At 50.3% G+C, this 19,631-nt stretch carries 20 protein-coding genes and 1 pseudogene; 13 read left to right on the forward strand and 8 right to left on the reverse strand.

The window, feature by feature from the left end; all coding sequences use genetic code 11:
- The first annotated feature begins 134 nt into the window (after nt 1-134).
- The 6 genes from CJP72_RS14580 to CJP72_RS14605 all read left to right on the forward strand — a co-directional run bounded on the left by CJP72_RS14580 (nt 135) and on the right by CJP72_RS14605 (nt 6,096).
- On the forward strand, nt 135-2,081 hold the full coding sequence (locus CJP72_RS14580) for a methyl-accepting chemotaxis protein (protein ID WP_162382081.1): 1,947 nt from the start codon (nt 135-137) through the stop codon (nt 2,079-2,081).
- A 138-nt stretch (nt 2,082-2,219) separates the two neighbouring features.
- Nucleotides 2,220-2,534 carry a helix-turn-helix domain-containing protein gene (locus CJP72_RS14585; protein WP_162382082.1) on the forward strand — a complete coding sequence of 105 codons (315 nt, stop codon included), beginning with the start codon at nt 2,220-2,222 and terminating at the stop codon, nt 2,532-2,534.
- Complete coding sequence (locus CJP72_RS14590) at nt 2,527-3,795, forward strand: type II toxin-antitoxin system HipA family toxin (protein ID WP_162382083.1); 1,269 nt, start codon at nt 2,527-2,529, stop codon at nt 3,793-3,795. The genes CJP72_RS14585 and CJP72_RS14590 overlap by 8 nt, the downstream gene beginning before the upstream one ends.
- Before the next feature lie 198 nt (nt 3,796-3,993).
- Nucleotides 3,994-4,392, forward strand: a complete 399-nt coding sequence (locus CJP72_RS14595) for a RidA family protein (protein WP_162382084.1) — start codon at nt 3,994-3,996, stop codon at nt 4,390-4,392.
- A 19-nt stretch (nt 4,393-4,411) separates the two neighbouring features.
- Nucleotides 4,412-5,380 (forward strand): threo-3-hydroxy-L-aspartate ammonia-lyase, encoded by a 969-nt coding sequence (locus tag CJP72_RS14600; RefSeq protein ID WP_162382085.1) that lies wholly within the window; start codon nt 4,412-4,414, stop codon nt 5,378-5,380.
- Between the two features lie 80 nt (nt 5,381-5,460).
- On the forward strand, nt 5,461-6,096 hold the full coding sequence (locus tag CJP72_RS14605; protein WP_162382086.1) for a helix-turn-helix transcriptional regulator: 636 nt from the start codon (nt 5,461-5,463) through the stop codon (nt 6,094-6,096).
- Nucleotides 6,097-6,164: 68 nt separating this feature from the next.
- Here the strand turns inward: CJP72_RS14605 and CJP72_RS14610 are convergent, their stop codons facing one another.
- Together CJP72_RS14610 and CJP72_RS14615 are read right to left on the reverse strand one after the other, a co-directional pair.
- Nucleotides 6,165-7,481, reverse strand: a complete 1,317-nt coding sequence (locus CJP72_RS14610) for a glycoside hydrolase family 10 protein (RefSeq protein WP_162382087.1) — start codon at nt 7,479-7,481, stop codon at nt 6,165-6,167.
- A 104-nt stretch (nt 7,482-7,585) separates the two neighbouring features.
- Nucleotides 7,586-7,873 carry a VF530 family DNA-binding protein gene (locus tag CJP72_RS14615; RefSeq protein ID WP_162382088.1) on the reverse strand — a complete coding sequence of 96 codons (288 nt, stop codon included), beginning with the start codon at nt 7,871-7,873 and terminating at the stop codon, nt 7,586-7,588.
- A 274-nt stretch (nt 7,874-8,147) separates the two neighbouring features.
- Between CJP72_RS14615 and CJP72_RS14620 the strand changes: the two genes are divergently transcribed.
- Together CJP72_RS14620 and CJP72_RS25565 are read left to right on the forward strand one after the other, a co-directional pair.
- The gene (locus CJP72_RS14620; RefSeq protein ID WP_162382089.1) at nt 8,148-8,357 is read left to right on the forward strand and encodes a hypothetical protein; all 210 of its coding nucleotides are present in this window, start codon (nt 8,148-8,150) and stop codon (nt 8,355-8,357) included.
- Between the two features lie 412 nt (nt 8,358-8,769).
- Nucleotides 8,770-9,204 (forward strand): annotated as a pseudogene (locus CJP72_RS25565) (ISNCY family transposase); the annotation flags it as partial.
- A gap of 10 nt (nt 9,205-9,214) precedes the next feature.
- On the opposite strand, the gene CJP72_RS14630 reads toward CJP72_RS25565, so the two are convergent.
- Nucleotides 9,215-10,897 (reverse strand): DUF1302 domain-containing protein, encoded by a 1,683-nt coding sequence (locus CJP72_RS14630; protein ID WP_162382091.1) that lies wholly within the window; start codon nt 10,895-10,897, stop codon nt 9,215-9,217.
- Between the two features lie 332 nt (nt 10,898-11,229).
- Nucleotides 11,230-11,433: a hypothetical protein gene (locus tag CJP72_RS14635; protein ID WP_193568734.1), complete on the reverse strand. Its 204-nt coding sequence runs from the start codon at nt 11,431-11,433 to the stop codon at nt 11,230-11,232.
- Between the two features lie 389 nt (nt 11,434-11,822).
- On the opposite strand from CJP72_RS14635, the gene CJP72_RS14640 reads away from it, so the two are divergent.
- The 3 genes from CJP72_RS14640 to CJP72_RS14650 all read left to right on the forward strand — a co-directional run bounded on the left by CJP72_RS14640 (nt 11,823) and on the right by CJP72_RS14650 (nt 14,587).
- Nucleotides 11,823-12,341: a phosphoribosyltransferase gene (locus tag CJP72_RS14640; RefSeq protein WP_193568735.1), complete on the forward strand. Its 519-nt coding sequence runs from the start codon at nt 11,823-11,825 to the stop codon at nt 12,339-12,341.
- Nucleotides 12,342-12,720: 379 nt separating this feature from the next.
- The gene (locus tag CJP72_RS14645; protein WP_162382092.1) at nt 12,721-13,572 is read left to right on the forward strand and encodes an aldo/keto reductase; all 852 of its coding nucleotides are present in this window, start codon (nt 12,721-12,723) and stop codon (nt 13,570-13,572) included.
- A 25-nt stretch (nt 13,573-13,597) separates the two neighbouring features.
- Nucleotides 13,598-14,587 carry an aldo/keto reductase gene (locus tag CJP72_RS14650; protein ID WP_162382093.1) on the forward strand — a complete coding sequence of 330 codons (990 nt, stop codon included), beginning with the start codon at nt 13,598-13,600 and terminating at the stop codon, nt 14,585-14,587.
- Nucleotides 14,588-14,620: 33 nt separating this feature from the next.
- On the opposite strand, the gene CJP72_RS14655 is transcribed toward CJP72_RS14650, so the two are convergent.
- A complete protein-coding gene (locus CJP72_RS14655; protein WP_162382094.1) occupies nt 14,621-15,514 on the reverse strand; it encodes a LysR family transcriptional regulator in 894 nt (297 codons plus the stop codon).
- A gap of 250 nt (nt 15,515-15,764) precedes the next feature.
- On the opposite strand from CJP72_RS14655, the gene CJP72_RS14660 reads away from it, so the two are divergent.
- A complete protein-coding gene (locus CJP72_RS14660; RefSeq protein ID WP_162382095.1) occupies nt 15,765-16,154 on the forward strand; it encodes a hypothetical protein in 390 nt (129 codons plus the stop codon).
- Nucleotides 16,155-16,255: 101 nt separating this feature from the next.
- On the opposite strand, the gene CJP72_RS14665 is transcribed toward CJP72_RS14660, so the two are convergent.
- Nucleotides 16,256-16,987, reverse strand: coding sequence for a hypothetical protein (locus CJP72_RS14665; protein WP_162382096.1), 732 nt, complete (start codon nt 16,985-16,987; stop codon nt 16,256-16,258).
- 242 nt (nt 16,988-17,229) lie between these two features.
- A complete protein-coding gene (locus CJP72_RS14670) occupies nt 17,230-18,144 on the reverse strand; it encodes a M14 family metallopeptidase (RefSeq protein ID WP_162382097.1) in 915 nt (304 codons plus the stop codon).
- A gap of 245 nt (nt 18,145-18,389) precedes the next feature.
- On the opposite strand from CJP72_RS14670, the gene CJP72_RS14675 reads away from it, so the two are divergent.
- Nucleotides 18,390-18,740: a GFA family protein gene (locus CJP72_RS14675; protein WP_162382098.1), complete on the forward strand. Its 351-nt coding sequence runs from the start codon at nt 18,390-18,392 to the stop codon at nt 18,738-18,740.
- Here the strand turns inward: CJP72_RS14675 and CJP72_RS14680 are convergent.
- Nucleotides 18,703-19,617, reverse strand: a complete 915-nt coding sequence (locus CJP72_RS14680) for a bestrophin family protein (RefSeq protein ID WP_162382099.1) — start codon at nt 19,615-19,617, stop codon at nt 18,703-18,705. The two genes, CJP72_RS14675 and CJP72_RS14680, sit on opposite strands and share 38 nt — an antisense overlap.
- Nucleotides 19,618-19,631 lie beyond the last annotated feature (14 nt).

Consider the following 19,631-nt stretch of genomic DNA (forward strand, 5'->3'; position numbering starts at 1 on the left):
GGGTTTTGTTATTTGTGACAACGTCACTCGAGAGTAATTAAACGCTCACCCCTTTTTATCCCTCAACCGCCATAAAGATATAAATTCACCTGCCGATACTGGTTAAACGTTCGCCTTTTACAGAAGGAGTTTGTATGGCCTGGTATCCCTCACGTATTTCTACCCGTTTGACCCTCGGCGGCATTTCGTTGTTGGCCGTCACTACGCTGGTCATCGTCGCGATTATGCTGTGGCGCGGTCAGCCACGGGTCGTCGAGATCAATTCCGCCCTGATCGAAGAGACGGGACAAGGTCTGACGCGACATCTCAGTTCTGTGTTATCCCGTATTGAAGGGGAAACGGTCACTCTCGCGCGGATGGCCGAAGTGCTGCCTAATGATGAAGCGCTGTATCGCAGTGTGGTTCCTCATCTGATTGGCGAACAGAATAACGCAATGATTACCGGCGGCGGGATTTGGCCAGAACCGGATGCCTTTACGCAAGGCGTAGAGCGTCGCAGTTTTTTCTGGGCGCGTAACGCCGAAGGAAAACTGATATTTTCTGATGACTACAACGTGCCCAGCGGTAACGGCTACCACAGCGAAAGCTGGTATCAGCAGGCGAAAGGGCGTTCGCAGGAAAGCTGCCTGTGGTCTGATGTTTACCGGGATGCGATCTCCGGCGTCAATATGGTGACCTGTAGCATTCCGTATCGTCACTCAGGCGCGTTTGCGGGCGTCGCGACCACTGATATCCGTCTGGATAATGTCGCGACGTTTATGCGCCAGCAGGGTAACAGCACCGGCGGCTATGCTTTTGTGGTGGATAAGCAGGGGCAAATTCTCTATTTCCCGCAGGCGGATCCGGCTAAAAACAAGACGTTTAGCGATCTGCTCCGCACCGCTGACTGGCTTACGCCAGTGGCAGAAAGCCTGAAATCTCTACGCGGCAGTACGGAAGTGACCTCGATGGCGCTCGAACATGACCAGATCCTTAACGCGCCTTCACGCGTCATGTTGTTCCCAATGGCAGACACCGGTTGGGTGGTTGGTCTGGTCACACCGCAAGAGCGCATTGTCGGCCTGGCGAAAGTGATGATGCAGGATGTTCTTGAAGTGCTGATCCCCCTTATGACGCTGTTGCTGGTGGGCGCATGGCTGGTGGTGCGCAGGCTTATCTCCCGGCTGGATGATACACGCCGCGCACTGGATGATATTGCCCAGGGAGAAGGCGATCTCACCCGACGTCTGGATGTACGCGGAAAAGATGAAATTTCTGATATCGCCCAGGCATTCAACCTTTTTGTCGACAAAATAGCCGCTATTTTGATCAACGTACGCAGCAGTAGCGTGGTGGTCGCCAGCAACGCCGTCAGTCTGGCAGACAGTAATACAGAGCTCTCTACGCGCGTGACGCAGCAAGCGGCAGCCCTTGAGGAGAGTGCGGCGGCGATGGAACAGCTAAATGCGACCGTTCATCAAAATTCAGGCAATACCCAGTTGGCGGATGAGTTATCCGACAGCACCGCGCTAACCGCGAACCGCTGCGGCGATATGATGCAGGGGGTGATTTCGACGATGGATAATGTCAGCGCGTCTTCTGGTCGGATGGTTGAAATTGTGGCGGTGATCGACAGCATTGCCTTCCAGACCAATATCCTTGCGCTCAATGCGGCGGTTGAGGCCGCACGGGCTGGCGATGCCGGGCGGGGATTTGCGGTGGTCGCCTCCGAAGTGCGTACGCTGGCGCAGCGTAGCGCCACCGCCGCGCAAGAGATCAAAACCTTAATTGATGAGTCCGTTTCGCATGTGGGTAGCGGAAGTCAGCAAATTCATCATGCGGGTAACCGACTGGAAGAGCTGGTCAGCAATGTACGCCAGGTCAGACAGTTGATGGGGGAGATCCGTGTTGCGGGAGAAGAGCAGCGTAAAGGGGTTTCTGAAGTGACACTTGCTGTCACCGAAATGGACAGTACGGTTCAGCAAAACACCTCGCTCATCGACGATGCGGCGACACGTACCCAGACGCTGAAGGAAGAGGCGGAGCAACTGGCACGGCTGGTCTCTTCGTTCAGACTGCCAACACCTGTTAGCGCCAGTTAACTCCACTATTAAGTGTATTAACGCTGATTAATGCACTTAATTCTCTTATTTTGGGTGTTATGCTGGTTTGCGGATATTCATCATTAACTCTATAATATTGTGGTTAAAGTCTGAATTAGAGAGATAAGAACCCATATTATGGATTTAATGCTCAGAACGCCTGTTGAGATCGTCAAACTTCTCTGCGAACGATTACGTAAAGAACGCCTGGCAAAACGGATGACGCAGGCGGAGGTCGCCGCGCGCGCGGGGATTGGCGTGAATACCGTGTCTAATCTCGAGGCCGGACGAAATGTGGGCTTTGAGGGGCTGGTCAGAGTGGCCGTGGTTCTGGGATTGGGGGATGAACTGGAAAACCTGTTCAAACCGAAAATTGAGAGCCTGGATGACATGGTGCGCTACGAGGAGAGTTCAGCACGTCAGCGCGTAAGAAGGAAAAATGACGATGCCTGAACAAATTGATGTCTTTTATGAAGGGTGGGGAGAGCGCTGGCGTTGGGGGCGACTGATGTCATCCACCGCAATGACGGGACGCCCCCTGATTGCTTTCGAATACAGTGATGAAGCCGTACGCAAAGGCTTTGAACTCTCCCGACTGACCCTGCCTCTTAACGGTTCTCGTTTACGACAAGGTTTCCCCGCACATCAACTTGGTCTGCCTGGCCCCGTTTATGACGCATTACCTGATGGCTGGGGAATGCTGCTGATGGATCGATTGTTTAAACGACGGGGACTCAATGCTGCGCGTATTGGTCCTCTGGAACGATTGACCTGGATAGGCAGCAATGCGATGGGCGCCATGACATTCCAGCCGGTTCAGCCGGATGCTGAAACCGTCAATGCACAGGAGATCCCGCTGATTCAGTTAGCCTCTGAAGTGCAGGAGGTATTGAGCGGCGAGGGCGGCGAGTTCCTGCAAAAGTTGTTGCAGATGGGAGGCTCGCCGCAGGGCGCCAGACCCAAGGCGCTACTTTATCGTGACACTGTCACAAAAAAATTCACCACGTCACCGCAACCGGGGTACGAAAGTTGGTTAATCAAGTTTCCGGCACGCGATGAGCACCCGGAAGTCTGTGCTATCGAGGCCGTCTACTCTGAATGCCTGCGTCGCTGCGGTATTGTCACCCCGGACACCGCTTACTTTTCACTGGATGACAAACAGGCGGCCTTTGCCACACGTCGTTTCGACCGCCACAATGATCGTCGCGTCCCGATGCAAAGTCTGGCTTCTTTTACCGGGGCGAATTATCAGGTTCCGGGGGCGCTGGACTATCGTAGTTTTTTACGCGCTACCCAAATCTGCACCAATGATGTCAGAGAAAAAGCCTTCGCCTTTGAGCGCGTGGTTTTCAACGTGGTGTTTAACAATCGGGACGACCATCCGAAGAATTTTGCCTGGCTGATGTCGGCCGAGGGCAACTGGACGTTGGCTCCCGCTTATGATGTCACCTGGTGTGAAGGGCCTGGCGGCTATCACCAGATGGATGTCATGGGCGAGGCATTAGATATCGAGAGAAAAAATCTGCAATCCCTGGGGGAACAGGAAGCGGAGTTGATGCCGGCGAACGTGACCGAAATCATCGCGAAGATTTGTGCCGTCGCAGCCAGATTCAGTGAAATAGCGAGGGATCTGTATCCCGGACACATTACGCCATCTACACTTAAAACCATACAAAACCGGATCGCTGAAAACATCCGCCGTCTGAACGGATGATCTGATAACACCACAGGTTCGCAGATGCCTAAAAAGCCGTGTTGAATGCCCGCAACACGGCTTTTTTATTGAATTTACCGTGGCTCAAAATGTGATCCCAACGTGCAGATATGGGTTGTCGATCAGAAAAAATCGCGCTATATATACATAAAGTATTAAATTAGACGTTTTGTATTATAACCAACACGGAGAGTACGTATGTCTTCCGACATTATCCTCAGAAACATGACCTCCGGCGTGAGCCCCGCAGGCCACTACTCGCACACCTGCACCGCCGGGGGGTTTGTGTTTGTCTCAGGGCAATTACCCGTCACCGCTACGGGTGAGATCAATCCCGACGCCTCGTTTGAAGAGCAGGTACATCAGGTGCTTGCGAACCTCGATGCCTGCCTTGCGGCGGCGGGAACGGACCGCGCCTCGCTGGTGTCGGTCAGAATCTATGTCACCGATGTCTCGCAATGGCCCTTGTTCAATCAGATTTATGCACAATGGCTGGGCGAATTTAAACCGGCTCGCGTAGTGGCGGGTGTTGATGCGCTTCATTATGGATTTGCCGTAGAAGTTGAAGCCGTTGCCCTTGCTCGTTCGTCTTCCTGAACTATTCGGAGTTAATGATATGACTTCACTGCAATTCCCTGAGTATAACGATGTGGTTGCTGCGGCACAGCGCATCGAAGGCTATGCCAACCGCACGCCGGTACTGACCTCGCGTACGGTGAATGACGCGTTTGCGGCGGACGTTTTTTTTAAGTGTGAAAACTACCAACGCATGGGCGCATTTAAGTTTCGTGGGGCGATGAACGCCCTCAGCCAGTTTACGCCACAGCAGCGCGAAGCTGGCGTCGTGACGTTTTCCTCAGGCAATCACGCCCAGGCCATTGCACTGGCGGCAAAGCTTTTAAACATCCCCGCGACGATTATCATGCCGCATGATGCGCCAGCGGCAAAAGTGGCGGCGACGAAAGGGTATGGCGGTAATGTGGTGGTTTACAATCGTTATACCGAAGACCGCGAGCAGATTGGTCGGGATCTGGCGACAAAACACGGGCTGACGCTCATCCCGCCTTACGATCACCCGCACGTGATTGCCGGGCAAGGTACAGCCGCCAAAGAGTTGATCGAAGAGGTCGGGCCGCTCGATGCGCTTTATGTTTGTCTGGGCGGTGGCGGATTGCTTTCCGGTTCAGCGCTGGCCGCACGGCATTTGTCGCCAAAGTGCAAAATTTACGGTGTCGAGCCAGAAGCGGGCAATGACGGGCAGCAATCGTTTCGCACTGGCAGCATCGTCCACATTGATACCCCCAAAACCATTGCCGATGGCGCGCAAACCCAGCATCTTGGGCAGTATACGTTTTCGCTAATTATGAAACATGTTGATGATATTCTGACGGTTTCCGATCAGGAACTTATTGACTCAATGGCCTTTTTCGCCGAGCGGATGAAAATGGTGGTTGAACCGACCGGCTGCTTAGGGTTTGCCGCGGCACGGGCCAATAAAGAACAGTTACGCGGGAAACGGGTTGGCATCATTATCAGCGGCGGCAACGTCGATATCAGCCGGTTTAGCGAGTTTCTGGCGGGCTAAACTACGCAGGGATATCTGGCAGCAGATATCCTTTTTCTTTAGACTGCACCGGGAATATTGTGTCGTTCGCAGGAGAGAAAATGTCTAAACCCGAAGAAAATTCACTGTTAGGTCAACTTGATATCATTGCTAAAGGGCTCAGTGAAACCTTTTCGCCATTCTGCGAAGTTGTTGTGCACGATCTTAAAAATCCCGACCATGCGATTCTCGCGATTCATAACAACTTATCCGGCAGGAAAGCAGGGCAGCCCGCCACCGAACTGGGGCTTGCGCGCATTGCCTCGCCAGATTTCCCCAACATTGTGGCGAACTACGGTAATCAATTTGCCGATGGCCGTCCGGTGAAAAGCACCTCTATTGGCATCAAAGATAATGACGGCAACTACGTCGCGGCCCTGTGCCTGAACGTGGACATGACGCTGTTCAGGGGGATGCAAAGTGCGTTAGCGCGCTTCACCGAGATCGAAAATACCTCCGTACAGGAACATATAGAACCGACAGGATCTGAGGCGATCCGTCAGCGTATCGACAGTTACGCCGCCAAACGTGCGACCACGGCGCGAGCGCTCAGTGTTGCCGACCGCAAAGCCGTTATTCAGGAATTACGCAAAGACGGACTTTTGGAGGTGAAAAAATCGATGGAGACCATCGCTCAACATCTCGGTATCTCCAGAGCAACGGCGTATCTCTATGCACGTCAGGAAAGCGACATCTAGCCCAGCCCAGCAACGCGCAATCTCATAACTGCACGTTGCCAGGCGTGATGCAGGGAAGGGAAGGTTCGTTAACTGCCCCAGCGACTTCTCAGATAGTTGACCGCCTGCTGCGTTTGCGGCTGATTGAGATAGTCTTCTCTGAACAGGATCGTGCCGCTAATTTGTGGCACGGATTCATTCAAATCAAGCTGCTTTTTAAGCTCCGGCACGCCGCCATTGATCATCCAGTCCGGTTCATTTTTCGACGGTTCGCCAACTTTATAGAAGGCAATACCGATATAGAGCCGCGTGTTGGTCGGTTTTACGACATCGGCCCACCATTTTGCCAGCACATCATAACGGGCCGCGCTGCGCGAAAAAGGCCAGTAAATTTGCGGGGCAATGTAGTCCAGTAATCCTTGTTGCACCCAGCGACGTGTGTCGGCATAAGATTCATCGTAGGCCGCAGCGCCTCGCGTGTCGGAACCGGCGGGATCATGTGAGAGATTGCGCCATACGCCCGCCGGACTCACGCCAAATTCGACCTCGGGTTTAAGCGTATTAATGGTGCGTGAAACCTGTTCTATCAACTGTTGCGTATTGTGCCGACGCCAGTCCGCTTTCGACGCGAACGCGCCGCCGTATTTTCGGAAGGTGTCGTTATCATTGAGGGTGGAACCCGGGGATTCCGCATAGAAGTAGTCATCAAATTGCACGCCATCGACCGGATAGCGCGAGACGACTTCAGCAACAATACGGGTGATCCACTCGCGTACCTCCGGAATACCCGGGTCGAGAACAAAACGATCGCCAGCGGTTCGAATCCAGTCGCGATGCTGTACAAAAACGCTGGAAGGATGTTGCGACGCCGTGCGGTTCAGTTCTGCAACGGTCGAGGGCTTTGTGTTGGTGGATACGCGATAAGGATTAAACCAGGCATGTACTTTCATGCCGCGTTTGTGCGCTTCATCAAGCATAAATTGCAGCGGGTCGTAACCCGGATTTTCGCCGATGGTGCCAGTCATAAGATCTGACCAGGGTAAAATCTCCGAAGGCCAGAGTGCCGTACCGTCGGGCTTAACCTGAAAAAATACCGTGTTGATACCAATGCTTTTCAGCTGATCCAGTTTGTCAGTTAGCGCTTTTTGTTGCTGGCGAATTCGACTGGCTGTATCACTCACATTGACGGATGACACCGGTGGCCAGTCAAGGCGAGAAACCGTCGCCAACCAGATACCGCGCATGGGTTGCTGGCTCTGTTGAGATGGAACTGGCGCGACCGGTTTTGACGGAGTGACAAGCGAAACCGGTGGTTCTGAGGAACAACTGGAAAGTAAAAGAGCCATTGCGATAAATGAGAATGACTTTTTAGCCATGAGCTGGAGGCGACGAGAACAGATATCCATGTATGCCAGTTTCCGGTAATCACGTGAGAAGGTCATTCTCGTATTATTCGAACTTAAGTCAATACGCAGCGTGCGGCCTACAGGCTGACTGGCAGAGCAGGGGATTACTCTTTCTTACTGCGCCCCTCGGTCCACGGATTAAACGCGGGTTCATCCTTTTCTTCAGGCACTGCATCATTCAGAGAATCAAGGTACAGCGCTTCAACTTCCGCGCGGGCCCACGGCGTACGCCGTAAAAATTTTAAACTCGATTTGACACTGGGATCATTCTTAAAACAGTTGATGTTGATCAGTTGACCCAGCTTAACCCAGCCATAACGCGCAACCAGTGCATTCACTTGCATTTCAAGCGTTACGCCATGTAAAGGGTCTTTAGAAAAGTGAGCAGTCACAGGAAGGTCCCGACAATTTAGAATTGCGGTGAGAGTACAAGAAAGCGGTGCCATCGGCAACGTAGGGTCAGTAATAGAAAAGCTAAAAATCCCGCGAATACTGGCTAACACCATTCACTTAAGCCAATGAGTGAGGGGAAACACCGGGATTAGGTTCCCGGAGGGACACCAAACCCTTGTCACATTGTGCCCGGCACTGGCCGGTCTCTTTTTGTCCGCTTGCAGCATGGTAACACATACGTTACCATTATTAACAGGTAAGGGAGGTTTTAACGTGAAAGTTAAACACTATAAAAAGGAAGACGGTGAAAGCCCACTTGAAAAGTGGCTTAAGAAAAACCGTTCGGCAATGGGTAAAGTGATGGCCGCAACCCAGCGTCTGTCAGATGGTAACATGTCAGCCGTGAAGTGGCTGTCAGGGCGTCCGGGCATTGGTGAATATCGGATTGACGGGGGTGCCGGTTTGCGTATCCGGGTTTTTTAATGCTCGCACACAATCAGAAGCGGCCAGCGGGTTGCAAGGCAGGCTGAGGTCAATCGCCTTAATGCGCAGTTTGTAGTTGAAATAATCAGGACTGAGAAGCAGGCGAGAAGTTAGAGTCTTGCAGCAAGGGCGTAATACGCCTTGTTTAGCGGCGTTTGTACAGTCCAATTCAATTTAACATAATATACATTATGCGCACTAACGTTGTGGTGGCTCAATAGTAAAGTCTATTTCTGGCTCATTTACCAGGAATGTCCATTCGACTACAGACATAAAGGTCCCGTACCATGAATGACAATACACGCATCAAAATCATACAGGATGTCATCAGTCGTAATCTTCGCCCTGGCCAGGCGGCAGAAATCCTGAATGTCACACCTCGGCATCTAAGTCGTCTTCTTAAACGTTATCGTTTGAATCCCGCGCCCGGCGATGCACTTTGCTGGTATATGTGGATGACGCCACGAGCAATTAATGCATTTACGTTTCGTGCACTCCGAATCAACATTCACCTACTTTGAGGCCACACGAGGCTATGTTCATCGTCAGCTTGAAGATGGCGATGATCTGAACAGTATTTTTACATGGCAAGAACCGCGAAAAGTGAATAAATCACTTACACTTCAATACGATAAATTTATTTGATTGAAGACAGTGAACTTTGCCGCCGAGCAATCGGTAAATATCTGGATATATGACATTACCCAGATGACCGTAAGGAAATCAAATTTCATGGAGTATCACTTCCCTACTCCACCTATGTCCGTCTTTCAGAAATAGATCAAGGCGTTATTGTGGACGATAAGCGTCTGGGCGCACTCTGGAAATGGCACAACTGCTTGAGTCAAGTCTGTCGTTTAGAACTTGATCCTGGAGGTTAGCCACAGGGTCTCACGATCACTAAGTAAGCTCGTCAGGCCAGCATACGAGGAGATCGTCCCGCTCGGTGTCGTCACGAATGGGCCGAAGAAATCGGTGTATTTCAATTCAATCTGATACCTGGACTGCACCATCGCGCTAAGACCAATAGAATAATTGCCCGTGTGCGCATTGCCCCCTAGTGGGACGGCAGATTCGCCTTTGAGGCCGACGGCATATGTCAATGGCATTGACAGGTCAATCCCAGGGTACACCTGGTCCCAGGTTGGCATAAAGTTCAGGTTCAAACTAAAGAAATCACGCGTAGACTTATCGATGCCGGTGTACGCAGGATTACCACGATATTGCGCATATCCCTCGGTCACCGATAGTACGTGGTCCCAGGCCAGTTCGGCCACTACCGTCGCGCTATCGAAGAAAGGCGTTTTTCCGATTCCATTCACCCCGTTCAACACGGCATGAAAGGTGTTGCCAATCGCCCCACCGGTTTGACCATCCTGTGGCATCGCGCCGATGAAACCAGGCGTGCCTGCTTTAACTGGCAACACCGTGAGGACTTGCTGGCTATTCAGAGGCATGTTTCGGCGGTAGCTCAAATCCAGACCGGTTTTCACTCCGGCAATGTCTTTGGACAGGCTAAAACCGTAGATGTCGATATCGCCCGCATAGGTAATGGCGTATTGATTGGTTTTCGGGTTGAACACTACCGTATCCGGTAACTGGTCTGCGGTGCGGCGGAAGAACAGCCCCATCGTACCTCCGAGCCAACCAGGGCTCCACTTCACATACAAACCAAAGTCGCCGACCTTATTTGGTGTCACATCATCGCCATGCGTAGCGAGTTTACCGTTAGGCAGATATACTGTTTCACCGCCGTCTAACGCAAGGTCATACATGCCCATGTACGAACCGGACTCAGGAAAGCGTGCGTGCTGCCAGTCAAGGAAATATTCTGCGCCGAACGACCAGGTGGAGGAGACCATGTAATCAGCAGTCACCTGGTTACGTGGGAGAAGTATTTCAGTACGCTCGCTGAGTGGTGAACCAAACATCATTCCGAGATCAATCGGAAACTGGCCGTAGTTGATTCCATGCAGCGGAGCAAACAAGCTATTCCCCCATGACTGCAGGCTTTTACCGATACTGAGATTGAGTTTCTGCTGCCCAAACTCGAAAGTATGATAGGCGTAAGCTTCCAGCAACTGGCCAGATGGGCCTTCCGCAAAGCGTTTAGTGTACGGGCTGAGTGCGCCGGCAGTCGGCTTACCGTCCACCAAAGTGTTCGGAGTATTATTATTACTCTCCAGATTGCTGTAGGCCGGGTCGTACCAGGCCGAACCGCTGACGCGAAACCCCATCTTCTTTTGGTAATCCAACTGGAGTTCACTTAATAGATTAAGGCGCTCGGTAACCATAGCCCCCTTGCCGAAGTTGAGATCTCCATCGTTGCTGTTGGGGGTGTGCGTGATCGCCCTATCTTGCTCGCCTATTCGATAACCCAAATTGAGCCTTACGGTGTTGTTCCAGTGGACGTTCAGATCCGGGTTGTCAATATTGAAGTCGAATGCCAGTGCAGACACCGAGAACAGAGCTGTCGCCATGGCGAGGGTCAATTCAGGCAGATGCTTCTTGAAGTGCAAAGTGTCGTTTTTCTCTTGCATGGTTTTTCTCCTGCCTGAATGTAGCTAATCGCATTTGAAATCCCGCAAAATCGCATTTACCCTGTCCGGATTGCATTCCATTGCTCTGGAGTCACAATAACTGCATGCCCATCACAAGCATTCTGTCTCGCAGCTCTGCAATTTTGGCGATTGGTAATTGACATTCTCCCCGGCCTAAAAAAGCCCGCCCCAGCGAAACCTCACTCTGATTCCCGCCCTCGTATGCTCCCGTCGCCAGGCAGCCAGCGACATGCCGTACTGGTTGATGAACCAGCGGCATGGTTGCAAATTTTAAATGAGGTAGACCTGGGTGTTATTGAAAGCCTTATATTTCAAAGACTCTGCTTACCAGACATCTCGCCCAGGGGATTTTCCAACAGGCTTACCACCCGAGTGCTGGGGACATGCTGTTCAGAGTGCTCCAGCATGGGTAGGCTCAGACCCATCCGGGTGAGCGGCTGCAGGAGATTCAGGCCAAGGTGGCGGGCCTCCTCCAGGTAGTTGGTCAGGGCCGCAATACGAACCATTGGGGTCATGCCTATCGCCTTCTTGTTCTTGTGGCTACGTCGCACCGGGGGTTCTGTCACGAAATGACAGCTGCCGAATCTCATCAGAGCGAGTTTGGTTTGTTCGATGACGATAGATTTTATCGGAAGATTCAGTAAAGCGCGTACGCACTTTTATATGTCACCCAGAGGCGTTGGATGCCACCAAGAGGCTCTAGCCCGCGTGGTTCGCGGGATCTGGCTGCGGAACCGCATGTCGGATGACGTTTGCACTGTCATCAGTTGAAAAGTTCTTGACGTTCAATGTGTAGTTGTAAGATGAGCGAAAAGCAGAAGTGACCTACTCTTCTAAAATGTAAAATGTGCAATCAATGAGATATGGTCAATACCCAGCCCAAAGGCATTGTAAAGAGGAAAGCATGAATAAACGTCCTATTGGTGAGTTGGTCTTGAGTGAATCGCAAATCAAAGAAGGTGTGCAGAAGGTAGCCAAACGCCTTAATGATACGTTCGACGACGCCGTTGTGATCACCGTAGTCCCCGGTGGTATTTTGTTCACAGCCGATCTGGTCAGACAGTTGAATTTTAATGTCAGCATGGATTACATTTCGTGCCCACATACCCCTGGCGCAACAAGCAATGAATCAGAGATCATTTTCCACGATAACATTGGTATAACGGGGAGAAACGTTCTAATTATTGATGATGCAATAGAATCCGGTGGCACGATGAAAAGGCTTGTTCAGTTCCTTTCGAACGAATTTAAACCAAAATCCCTGTCTATTGTTACTCTGTTTGTAAAACCAGGAAGAGTTGAAATCCCCTTCGAGCAATACTATGCCTACGAAATGACCAATGATGATTTACTGATTGGGTATGGTTTGCCGTGGGATCACAAATACAGAAACATCCCGTTTATTTCAAAGCTCATTAAGTAATACATTTTATGCCTCCCTCTGAAATGTATTCCTGGGGGGCTTAATTCCCCTTGCTTGTATTCCCCTGCACATTGCCCTTCTCTTTCGGGAGCCCCTAAGGTTTTGACGTTAACCTTGATGCCTGCTGTGCATGGCACTTCGTCAGGATGGCATGTGCAAGCAGGCTGATGATTCAACAGATTCAGAAACCCAGGAATGAACCGAAGGTTCCAGACTGTAGTTGTTAACTCTCAACGCAACCTTCGCATCTGGCAAAAAAACTTGCCATATACGGGCAAATTAATGAACCCTACTAATAAACCCTAGTTTATTACCCCATCTAATCAAATAAATCACTCTGCGTTATGCTTTTCCCCGATAACAACGGAAGGATAACGTTATGCAAACGGTAAAACTGAACAATGGTATTGAAATGCCCTTGCTGGGTTTTGGGGTGTTTCAGATGACGGATGCCGCCGAGTGCGAAAGATCGGTTATCGATGCTATCGAAACGGGTTATCGGCTAATTGATACCGCGGCCTCCTACCAGAACGAAACTCAGGTCGGGAACGCGCTGAAACGCAGCGGCATTTCACGCAGCGAACTTTTTATCACCACGAAACTATGGCTGCAGGATACCCATTACCAGGGTGCTAAAGCACAGTTCGAACGTTCGTTGAACCGACTACAGCTGGACTATGTTGATCTGTATCTGATTCATCAGCCCTACGGCGACGTCCACGGTGCCTGGCGTGCAATGGAAGAACTGCATCAGGCAGGGAAAATTCGCGCGATTGGCGTAAGTAACTTCCATCCGGACAGACTTGCCGACCTTATCGCTTTCAACAACATCGTCCCCGCCGTCAATCAGATTGAAGTAAACCCTTTCAATCAGCAGCTGCATGCTGTTCCGTGGATGCAAAGCCGCGGCATTCAGCCGGAAGCCTGGGCCCCTTTTGCTGAAGGTAAAAATGGTCTCTTCCAGCACCCCACCTTAGCGGCGATCGGTCAGAAGTACGGCAAAAGTGTGGGTCAGGTTGTCCTGCGGTGGATTCTCCAGCGTGGCATCGTTTCACTGGCGAAATCGGTGCGAAAAGAACGCATGGAAGAGAACATCAATATTCTCGATTTTGAACTTAGCCCGGAAGATATGCTGCAGATTGCGTCCCTTGATACCGCAACCAGCGCGTTCTTCTCTCATCGCGATCCGGCGATGGTGGAATGGTTAACAGGCCGAAAACTCGACGTTTAAGCCACGCAAAAGAGGTACGTATTAAATGCAGAAACGTTATTTGGGTAAATCTGGACTCAATGTGTCGGCTCTGGGTCTCGGTTGCATGGGACTCAGCCACGGTTATGGCCCAGCGACAGACACCCGTCAGGCTATCGAACTCATTCGTGCCGCGGTTGATCGTGGCGTCACTTTCTTCGACACCGCCGAAGTGTATGGCCCATATCTGAATGAAGAAGTGGTCGGCGAAGCCTTAAAACCGTTTCGCGACCGCGTGGTCATCGCCACCAAATTTGGTTTTACCTTCGGTGATGACAACAAGCAGCAGATTTTAAACAGCCGTCCGGAGCACATTCGTGAAGCCGTAGAAGGATCATTGCGCCGCCTCAAAACGGACGTTATTGATCTGCTGTATCAGCACCGCGTCGATCCAAATGTCCCCATCGAAGATGTTGCAGGAACAGTGAAAGATCTGATTGCTGAAGGCAAGGTCAAACATTTCGGTCTTTCCGAAGCGGGCGCGAAGACGATTCGCCGGGCGCATGCCGTCCAACCGGTTACGGCGGTGCAAAGCGAATATTCAATGTGGTGGCGCGAACCTGAACAGGAAATTCTGCCGCTGCTGGAAGAGTTAGGCATTGGTTTCGTCCCCTTCAGTCCATTAGGCAAAGGTTTCCTGACCGGATCTATCAAGGCAGGCACCACGTTTGGTCAGGATGATTACCGAAGCCAGGTGCCGCGCTTTGCCGCACAAGCACTTGAAGCCAATGAAAAACTGATTGTGTTACTGGGCAAAGTGGCGGCTGAAAAAGGGGTGACGTCTGCACAAATTGCTCTCGCCTGGTTGCTGGCACAAAAACCGTGGATTGTTCCCATCCCGGGTACCACCAAACTGCATCGACTGGAGGAAAACCTGGGAGCCGCCGATATTCATCTTTCTCAGGATGATTTGCAGCGGATAACCCAGGCGCTTGAAACGGTGAAAATCGTCGGCCATCGTTACTCTCCAGAACATCAGGCGCGTGTAGATCGTTAATCACATACTGGTCTGCGGTGCGCTGCAGACCAGTCATTCCGTGTAGCGAAGCGCTTCGATCATCAGTGCGAAAGCTGGCGGATGTTGTTTACGGCTGGGATAATAAAGGTAGTATCCGGGGAAAGACGGACACCACGCCTGCAGAATCTGAATAAGTTCTCCTGATTTGACATAATCCTGAATCATATCTTCAGGTACACAGGCAATGCCAAACCCGGATAACGCGGCATCAATGCGTTCTGACAACAAATTAAACGTCAGTTGCCCTTCAACCCTGACGCGTAGCGACTTCCCTTCCCTTTCGAATTCCCAATGATAAAGACCGCCGGCAGTGGGCAAGCGCATATTGATACACCGGTGATGTTGCAGTTCGTGTGGTGTTTCAGGCGCAGGGTTTGCGGCAAAATAAGCTGGCGCGCCGACCACGGCCATCCTCATATCCGGCCCAATTTTCACTGCGACCATATCTTTATCAACGTTTTCGCCAAGGCGTACTCCGGCATCAAAGCGCCCTTCGACAATATCGACAAAACCATTATCAACCACCAGTTCGACATTGATTTCCGGGTATTCCCTGAGGAAGGATTTCAGCTTTGGCCATACCAGACTCCGTGCAGCATGCTCACCTGCTGATAAGCGGATATTGCCTGCGGGGGCACCGTTCAGTTGAACCAACGCCTCCAGCGCTTGTTCAAGCTCGGCGATTCGAGGCTCCAGACAGGCAATAATTCGCTCTCCGGCTTCCGTTGGCGCAACGCTTCGGGTGGTTCGCGTTAACAGACGGATATTTAAACGCTCTTCCAGCGCTTTCATCGCATGGCTCAACGCTGACTGCGAAACGCCAAGCTTACTGGCCGCTCTGGTAAAACTTCGCTCTCTTGCCACGACCAGAAAAATGTGCAGTTCATTGAAGTTTTCTTTGAGCATTAGCTATTTCCTTATTCAGGCATTCCCTCGAAGAGAATTTATGAAGGGTTTTCATAGGAAAAAACATTTTAGCCCCATTACTAATAATAATGACAATTGATATTCTATCTGTATCGAAAATCTGCCTGAACGAACAGAAGCGTTGACATTTTCTACGGTGAGGTTTCAGACAGTGACAAGTCTCTTCCCTGCTCCATCAACACCGGTGCGACACCGGGTACGTAACAAGTCTTATAGAAAGGGAACATTCATGAATTTAGATGAGCTGCAGTTTTATGAAGACGACGAAGGCATTGCTGTTGATGTAATTCTACAGGTATTTGGTCCTGATCCAGTTCAGTGCATAAATCTTGAGGCTGAGGTTGTGGATCAAAAAATGAAAGACGACATCGATTTTCTCGTCAAGAGACAAAATGATTTCTGTCAGAAGGTAAATGCCGAGGCCAAACAATATTGTGATCGCGTATATGGCGTGCTTGTGAACGATCTTACGCTGGTAAAAATATACCTTTTCCCTGAAGAGAAGAGTCAATTCGGCTTCATGCTTTCCACTTCCCTTGACCCGGAGCATGGGTTAGGAATTAAATTTTATGGAAGTGAAGTCAAAAAAACAGGAAGCAGTGAAACCGCATTCCTGTGAACCCCTGTTTTTAATCCTCGGCATTGGGGGATCTGATTACCGACTCTCGTGGAAAAATTTTCTATACACGGGATAAAAAACATCTTCCCGCCATGATGGCGCTATTGGAACGGATAGGCGACACGTTCCGTTATTTTTGCCTGAGTTGGGGCTTTTTCAACAAATGCGGGCCAGGTGTATGATTTGGTAATAAACTTCCATGAATAATACTCTTTACCTTCATCAATAAACTTCAGGTTCAGAAGCGACCAGTCTTCGTCATGACAGTGTGAGGTTTTTGCATACTCTTCTGCTGTAAAACACGCTCTGATCATCGCCTTTGATGAAAAAAGGATCTCTTTAAATGCCACCTGAGATGAGCCATCATCATTAAGCATAATAAAATCAGCATACTCTTCTTCACGGCTACCCCCAGAATACAATGCCTGCCATTTCGTCACGACAGCAATGGCCTGTTTTGTTTTGCTTAAGGGATATAAAGCCGGATAAATATACACGTTATCTTTTGTCAGATCTTCATTCACCGCATTTTCATCGTTATTTTTATTGGCGATCTTCCATTGTCCTTCCCTGATGTAATCGCCATTTTTTTTGCGGAATTTAATCATCTCAAGCGTGGGCTCTATTAAGTAAAAAATATCCTCCTGGCCTTTTGCTTTCCAGACCTTTGTGTCTTCCCCACAATGGTTGAACGAGGCTTTACATACGCCCGTATACTGTTCACTGCCTTTCTTCAACGCAACAAATGCCGTGGGTTTTATTGTATTGATATTCCCGTGAACCGCCAAAGGGAAAGAAACTGCTGCAACGAATAAAACCACGTAATTTCTCATGACATTCGTCCTGAACTGAATATTTTCACATGAAAGGCATTCCCTTTCAGCCTGTCGTAATCTCGCTATCAACGCCAGGCGTGGATACGATGGTTGTCGATTTTACTATCAAATTGAATGAAAATCCCTTTTCATTTTTTTTGATGATTAAGACATTCAGGATGATATAAAAACTGGCGATTTTTTTGTATTTAGAGCAGCCCTTTCAGGCTGCTCGATTCGTTTTAGTTATCTGCTGACGTTTACCCCTTCAGCGCAAAATTCAGCGCCGCTCTCACCGCCTCGACCTGGGCAATGATGCATTGTTCCGGATTTGTTTTTTCGCTGTCCGGATACACTTCAGTGGTCGTGGTACAACGCGCACTGGTGGCGGTTGCGCAAAGATGGTAGTGACTATTTGGATATTCAACGACACCAGGACTCGCGACCCGAAATCCCAGCATTTTCCCTTCGGCATCGGAAGGTGCTATGTGGGTCACTTTTTCAACAGCGGCAATGATCGCCCGCTGGAAATCCAGTTGAGAATTTTCTTCGTCACTGACCAGGTAAAATCCATCCGGGACAATGTCCGGAATAAATTGCTTGCCGTCCCTGGCCGCGAGTGCCGGACGGAATTCACTTTCATCGCTATCCGTTGTCTCATGGAGATCGATATGCACCCGAAATTGTTCCCGCAGCGGCGCAATCAGCGACATAAGCGCCTGAGCCTCTTCTGCTTTTCCTTCGGGGTAGAAACTTCTGTTCGGATCGATGAGATGATAGTTCCAGCGTGATACCCGTTCAAATGCCCACGGACTGACACAAGGAGCTACCAACAAATTCATTTTGCCTTTGTATTCTTGCCCATGCTCCTTTAAAAACCGCAGCGCACCCAGCACGCCGCTGGTTTCATAGCCATGCACGCCACCGGTAACGAGCGCCGCCGGTAACGATTCATCCCAATCAACGCTGCGCAGCGCCATCAGGGCATAGGTATCACTGGCACAGGTTATTTCACCGTATTTAACAATCTTATAGTCGTTGCCAAGCGCGCGGATTTGACTTAACACATCGTCATAGGACCGTGACGGTAACTGGTTCTTACGCCATTGCTCGCGCTCAGATTCTCCCCAGGGCTGTCCGGGAGTGCCAATTGGATAGAAATTTGCTGATGTCATGGTTTCTGCTCAATGATCAATAAAAAGTGGATAGGTATGACGCCCTCTCAGACATCATGTCTAATTGAACGGAATCACAATAAATGAACAACGGGCAACCATCAATCCCGAACGTCCGCCAGGTGCCGTTAAATATTGTTAACAATCAGTATGTTTGAACTCTCCTCGCCTTTTTACCATTGAAGACTGGTTGCTCAACAGATCATCTGGTAGTGTGCTGAGACGCGAATTTCAGGAGATGGGCGATGACGAAAGTGTACACCGGCGGTTGCCTCTGCGGCTTTATCCGTATTAGTGCCCATTCGCCCAGAAATCCTCACACCTGCTCATGCACTCTGTGTCAAAAGCACACAGGAGCGCACAGCGTCGGCTGGGTAGAATTTGATGTTCAGGATGTCCAATGGACGGGGAAAGGCGGTAAACCGGCGATGTGGCGCTCTTCTGAATTCTCCAGCAGAGCCTTTTGCCCCCGTTGCGGAAGCTCGATAGGCGCAATAGATGATGCGCCCACTGTTGCTCTCTTAACCGGTTGTTTTGACGATGTTGTCGATGCGGTATTTACGTCAACTGGTAATGCCTGTCAGGGATCTGTTTAACCGGAATGGTTGTCTCATCGTTCATCTGCAACAAATCAATTTCGATGGCATTGCAAATGGCGTCCAGTGGCAGATCGTTATTTTCCGTACCAAACGGATCTTCCAGTTCTTCTGCCAGCGTATCGAGCGAAATAAACGTATAGGAAATAAGCACTGAAATAAACGGCGTCATATAGTGTAAATCCATCACCAGCGCGAAGGGCAACATAATACAAAACAGGTACACCGTGCGATGCAAAATCAAGGTGTATGCAAAAGGAATGGGGGTATTCGCGATGCGTTCACAGCCTGCCAGTACCGCCGACATATCATTTAACCTGTTGTTTAAACTGTGAAATAATATATCAGACAGTTGTCCTTCCCGCCGACGAACCGCCAGCCACTCCCCCATCAACAGTAAAATACGGTTTGCCGGTGAATGGGAAGAAAAGACGCGCTGCAGATCCCCGGTACTGAGGTATTTTGCCAGCGATTCTGCCTGCGGTTGTCGACGTAACGTCATGCGTAAACAGTGTGCAAAAGCGATCTGCAAACGGACAAACTGCCCTAATTCGCGATCGTCTGGCAGCGTGGTTTTTACTTCACGCAGTAATGAGCGGGAAGCAATCATCAACTGCCCCCACAAATGTCGGGCCTCAACGTAGCGCGCATAGCAAGCATTGTTGCGAAAACCCAAAAATATGGCGATGGCGACGCCGAGAATACTGAAAGGCGCCAGGGTAAATTTGATACCCAGCATCGTATACCACGGCAGCATAATGATAACCGCGATAGACAATATGAAATTCAGGAGCAACCGGGAGAAGATTTTGGATAAAACGGAGCCGTGCCAGACGAATATCTGGCGTAGCCAGTGCTGTTGAGGTCGAACAATCATGATTATCTTCGGAA

It is taken from the genome of Citrobacter sp. NCU1, from assembly GCF_010231475.1.
Lineage (GTDB): Bacteria > Pseudomonadota > Gammaproteobacteria > Enterobacterales > Enterobacteriaceae > Citrobacter_D.

Bases quoted from the DNA above. Each gene is read 5' to 3' on its own strand.
- CJP72_RS14645 (WP_162382092.1), top strand. From the start codon at position 12,721: ATGCAAACGGTAAAACTGAACAATGGTATTGAAATGCCCTTGCTGGGT.
- CJP72_RS14675 (WP_162382098.1), top strand. From the start codon at position 18,390: ATGACGAAAGTGTACACCGGCGGTTGCCTCTGCGGCTTTATCCGTATT.
- CJP72_RS14670 (WP_162382097.1), bottom strand. From the start codon at position 18,144: ATGACATCAGCAAATTTCTATCCAATTGGCACTCCCGGACAGCCCTGG.
- CJP72_RS14605 (WP_162382086.1), top strand. From the start codon at position 5,461: ATGTCTAAACCCGAAGAAAATTCACTGTTAGGTCAACTTGATATCATT.
- CJP72_RS14600 (WP_162382085.1), top strand. From the start codon at position 4,412: ATGACTTCACTGCAATTCCCTGAGTATAACGATGTGGTTGCTGCGGCA.
- CJP72_RS14580 (WP_162382081.1), top strand. From the start codon at position 135: ATGGCCTGGTATCCCTCACGTATTTCTACCCGTTTGACCCTCGGCGGC.
- CJP72_RS14635 (WP_193568734.1), bottom strand. From the start codon at position 11,433: ATGACCCCAATGGTTCGTATTGCGGCCCTGACCAACTACCTGGAGGAG.
- CJP72_RS14610 (WP_162382087.1), bottom strand. From the start codon at position 7,481: ATGGATATCTGTTCTCGTCGCCTCCAGCTCATGGCTAAAAAGTCATTC.
- CJP72_RS14650 (WP_162382093.1), top strand. From the start codon at position 13,598: ATGCAGAAACGTTATTTGGGTAAATCTGGACTCAATGTGTCGGCTCTG.
- CJP72_RS14655 (WP_162382094.1), bottom strand. From the start codon at position 15,514: ATGCTCAAAGAAAACTTCAATGAACTGCACATTTTTCTGGTCGTGGCA.
- CJP72_RS14595 (WP_162382084.1), top strand. From the start codon at position 3,994: ATGTCTTCCGACATTATCCTCAGAAACATGACCTCCGGCGTGAGCCCC.
- CJP72_RS14585 (WP_162382082.1), top strand. From the start codon at position 2,220: ATGGATTTAATGCTCAGAACGCCTGTTGAGATCGTCAAACTTCTCTGC.
- CJP72_RS14660 (WP_162382095.1), top strand. From the start codon at position 15,765: ATGAATTTAGATGAGCTGCAGTTTTATGAAGACGACGAAGGCATTGCT.
- CJP72_RS14680 (WP_162382099.1), bottom strand. From the start codon at position 19,617: ATGATTGTTCGACCTCAACAGCACTGGCTACGCCAGATATTCGTCTGG.
- CJP72_RS14590 (WP_162382083.1), top strand. From the start codon at position 2,527: ATGCCTGAACAAATTGATGTCTTTTATGAAGGGTGGGGAGAGCGCTGG.
- CJP72_RS14630 (WP_162382091.1), bottom strand. From the start codon at position 10,897: ATGCAAGAGAAAAACGACACTTTGCACTTCAAGAAGCATCTGCCTGAA.
- CJP72_RS14665 (WP_162382096.1), bottom strand. From the start codon at position 16,987: ATGAGAAATTACGTGGTTTTATTCGTTGCAGCAGTTTCTTTCCCTTTG.
- CJP72_RS14640 (WP_193568735.1), top strand. From the start codon at position 11,823: ATGAATAAACGTCCTATTGGTGAGTTGGTCTTGAGTGAATCGCAAATC.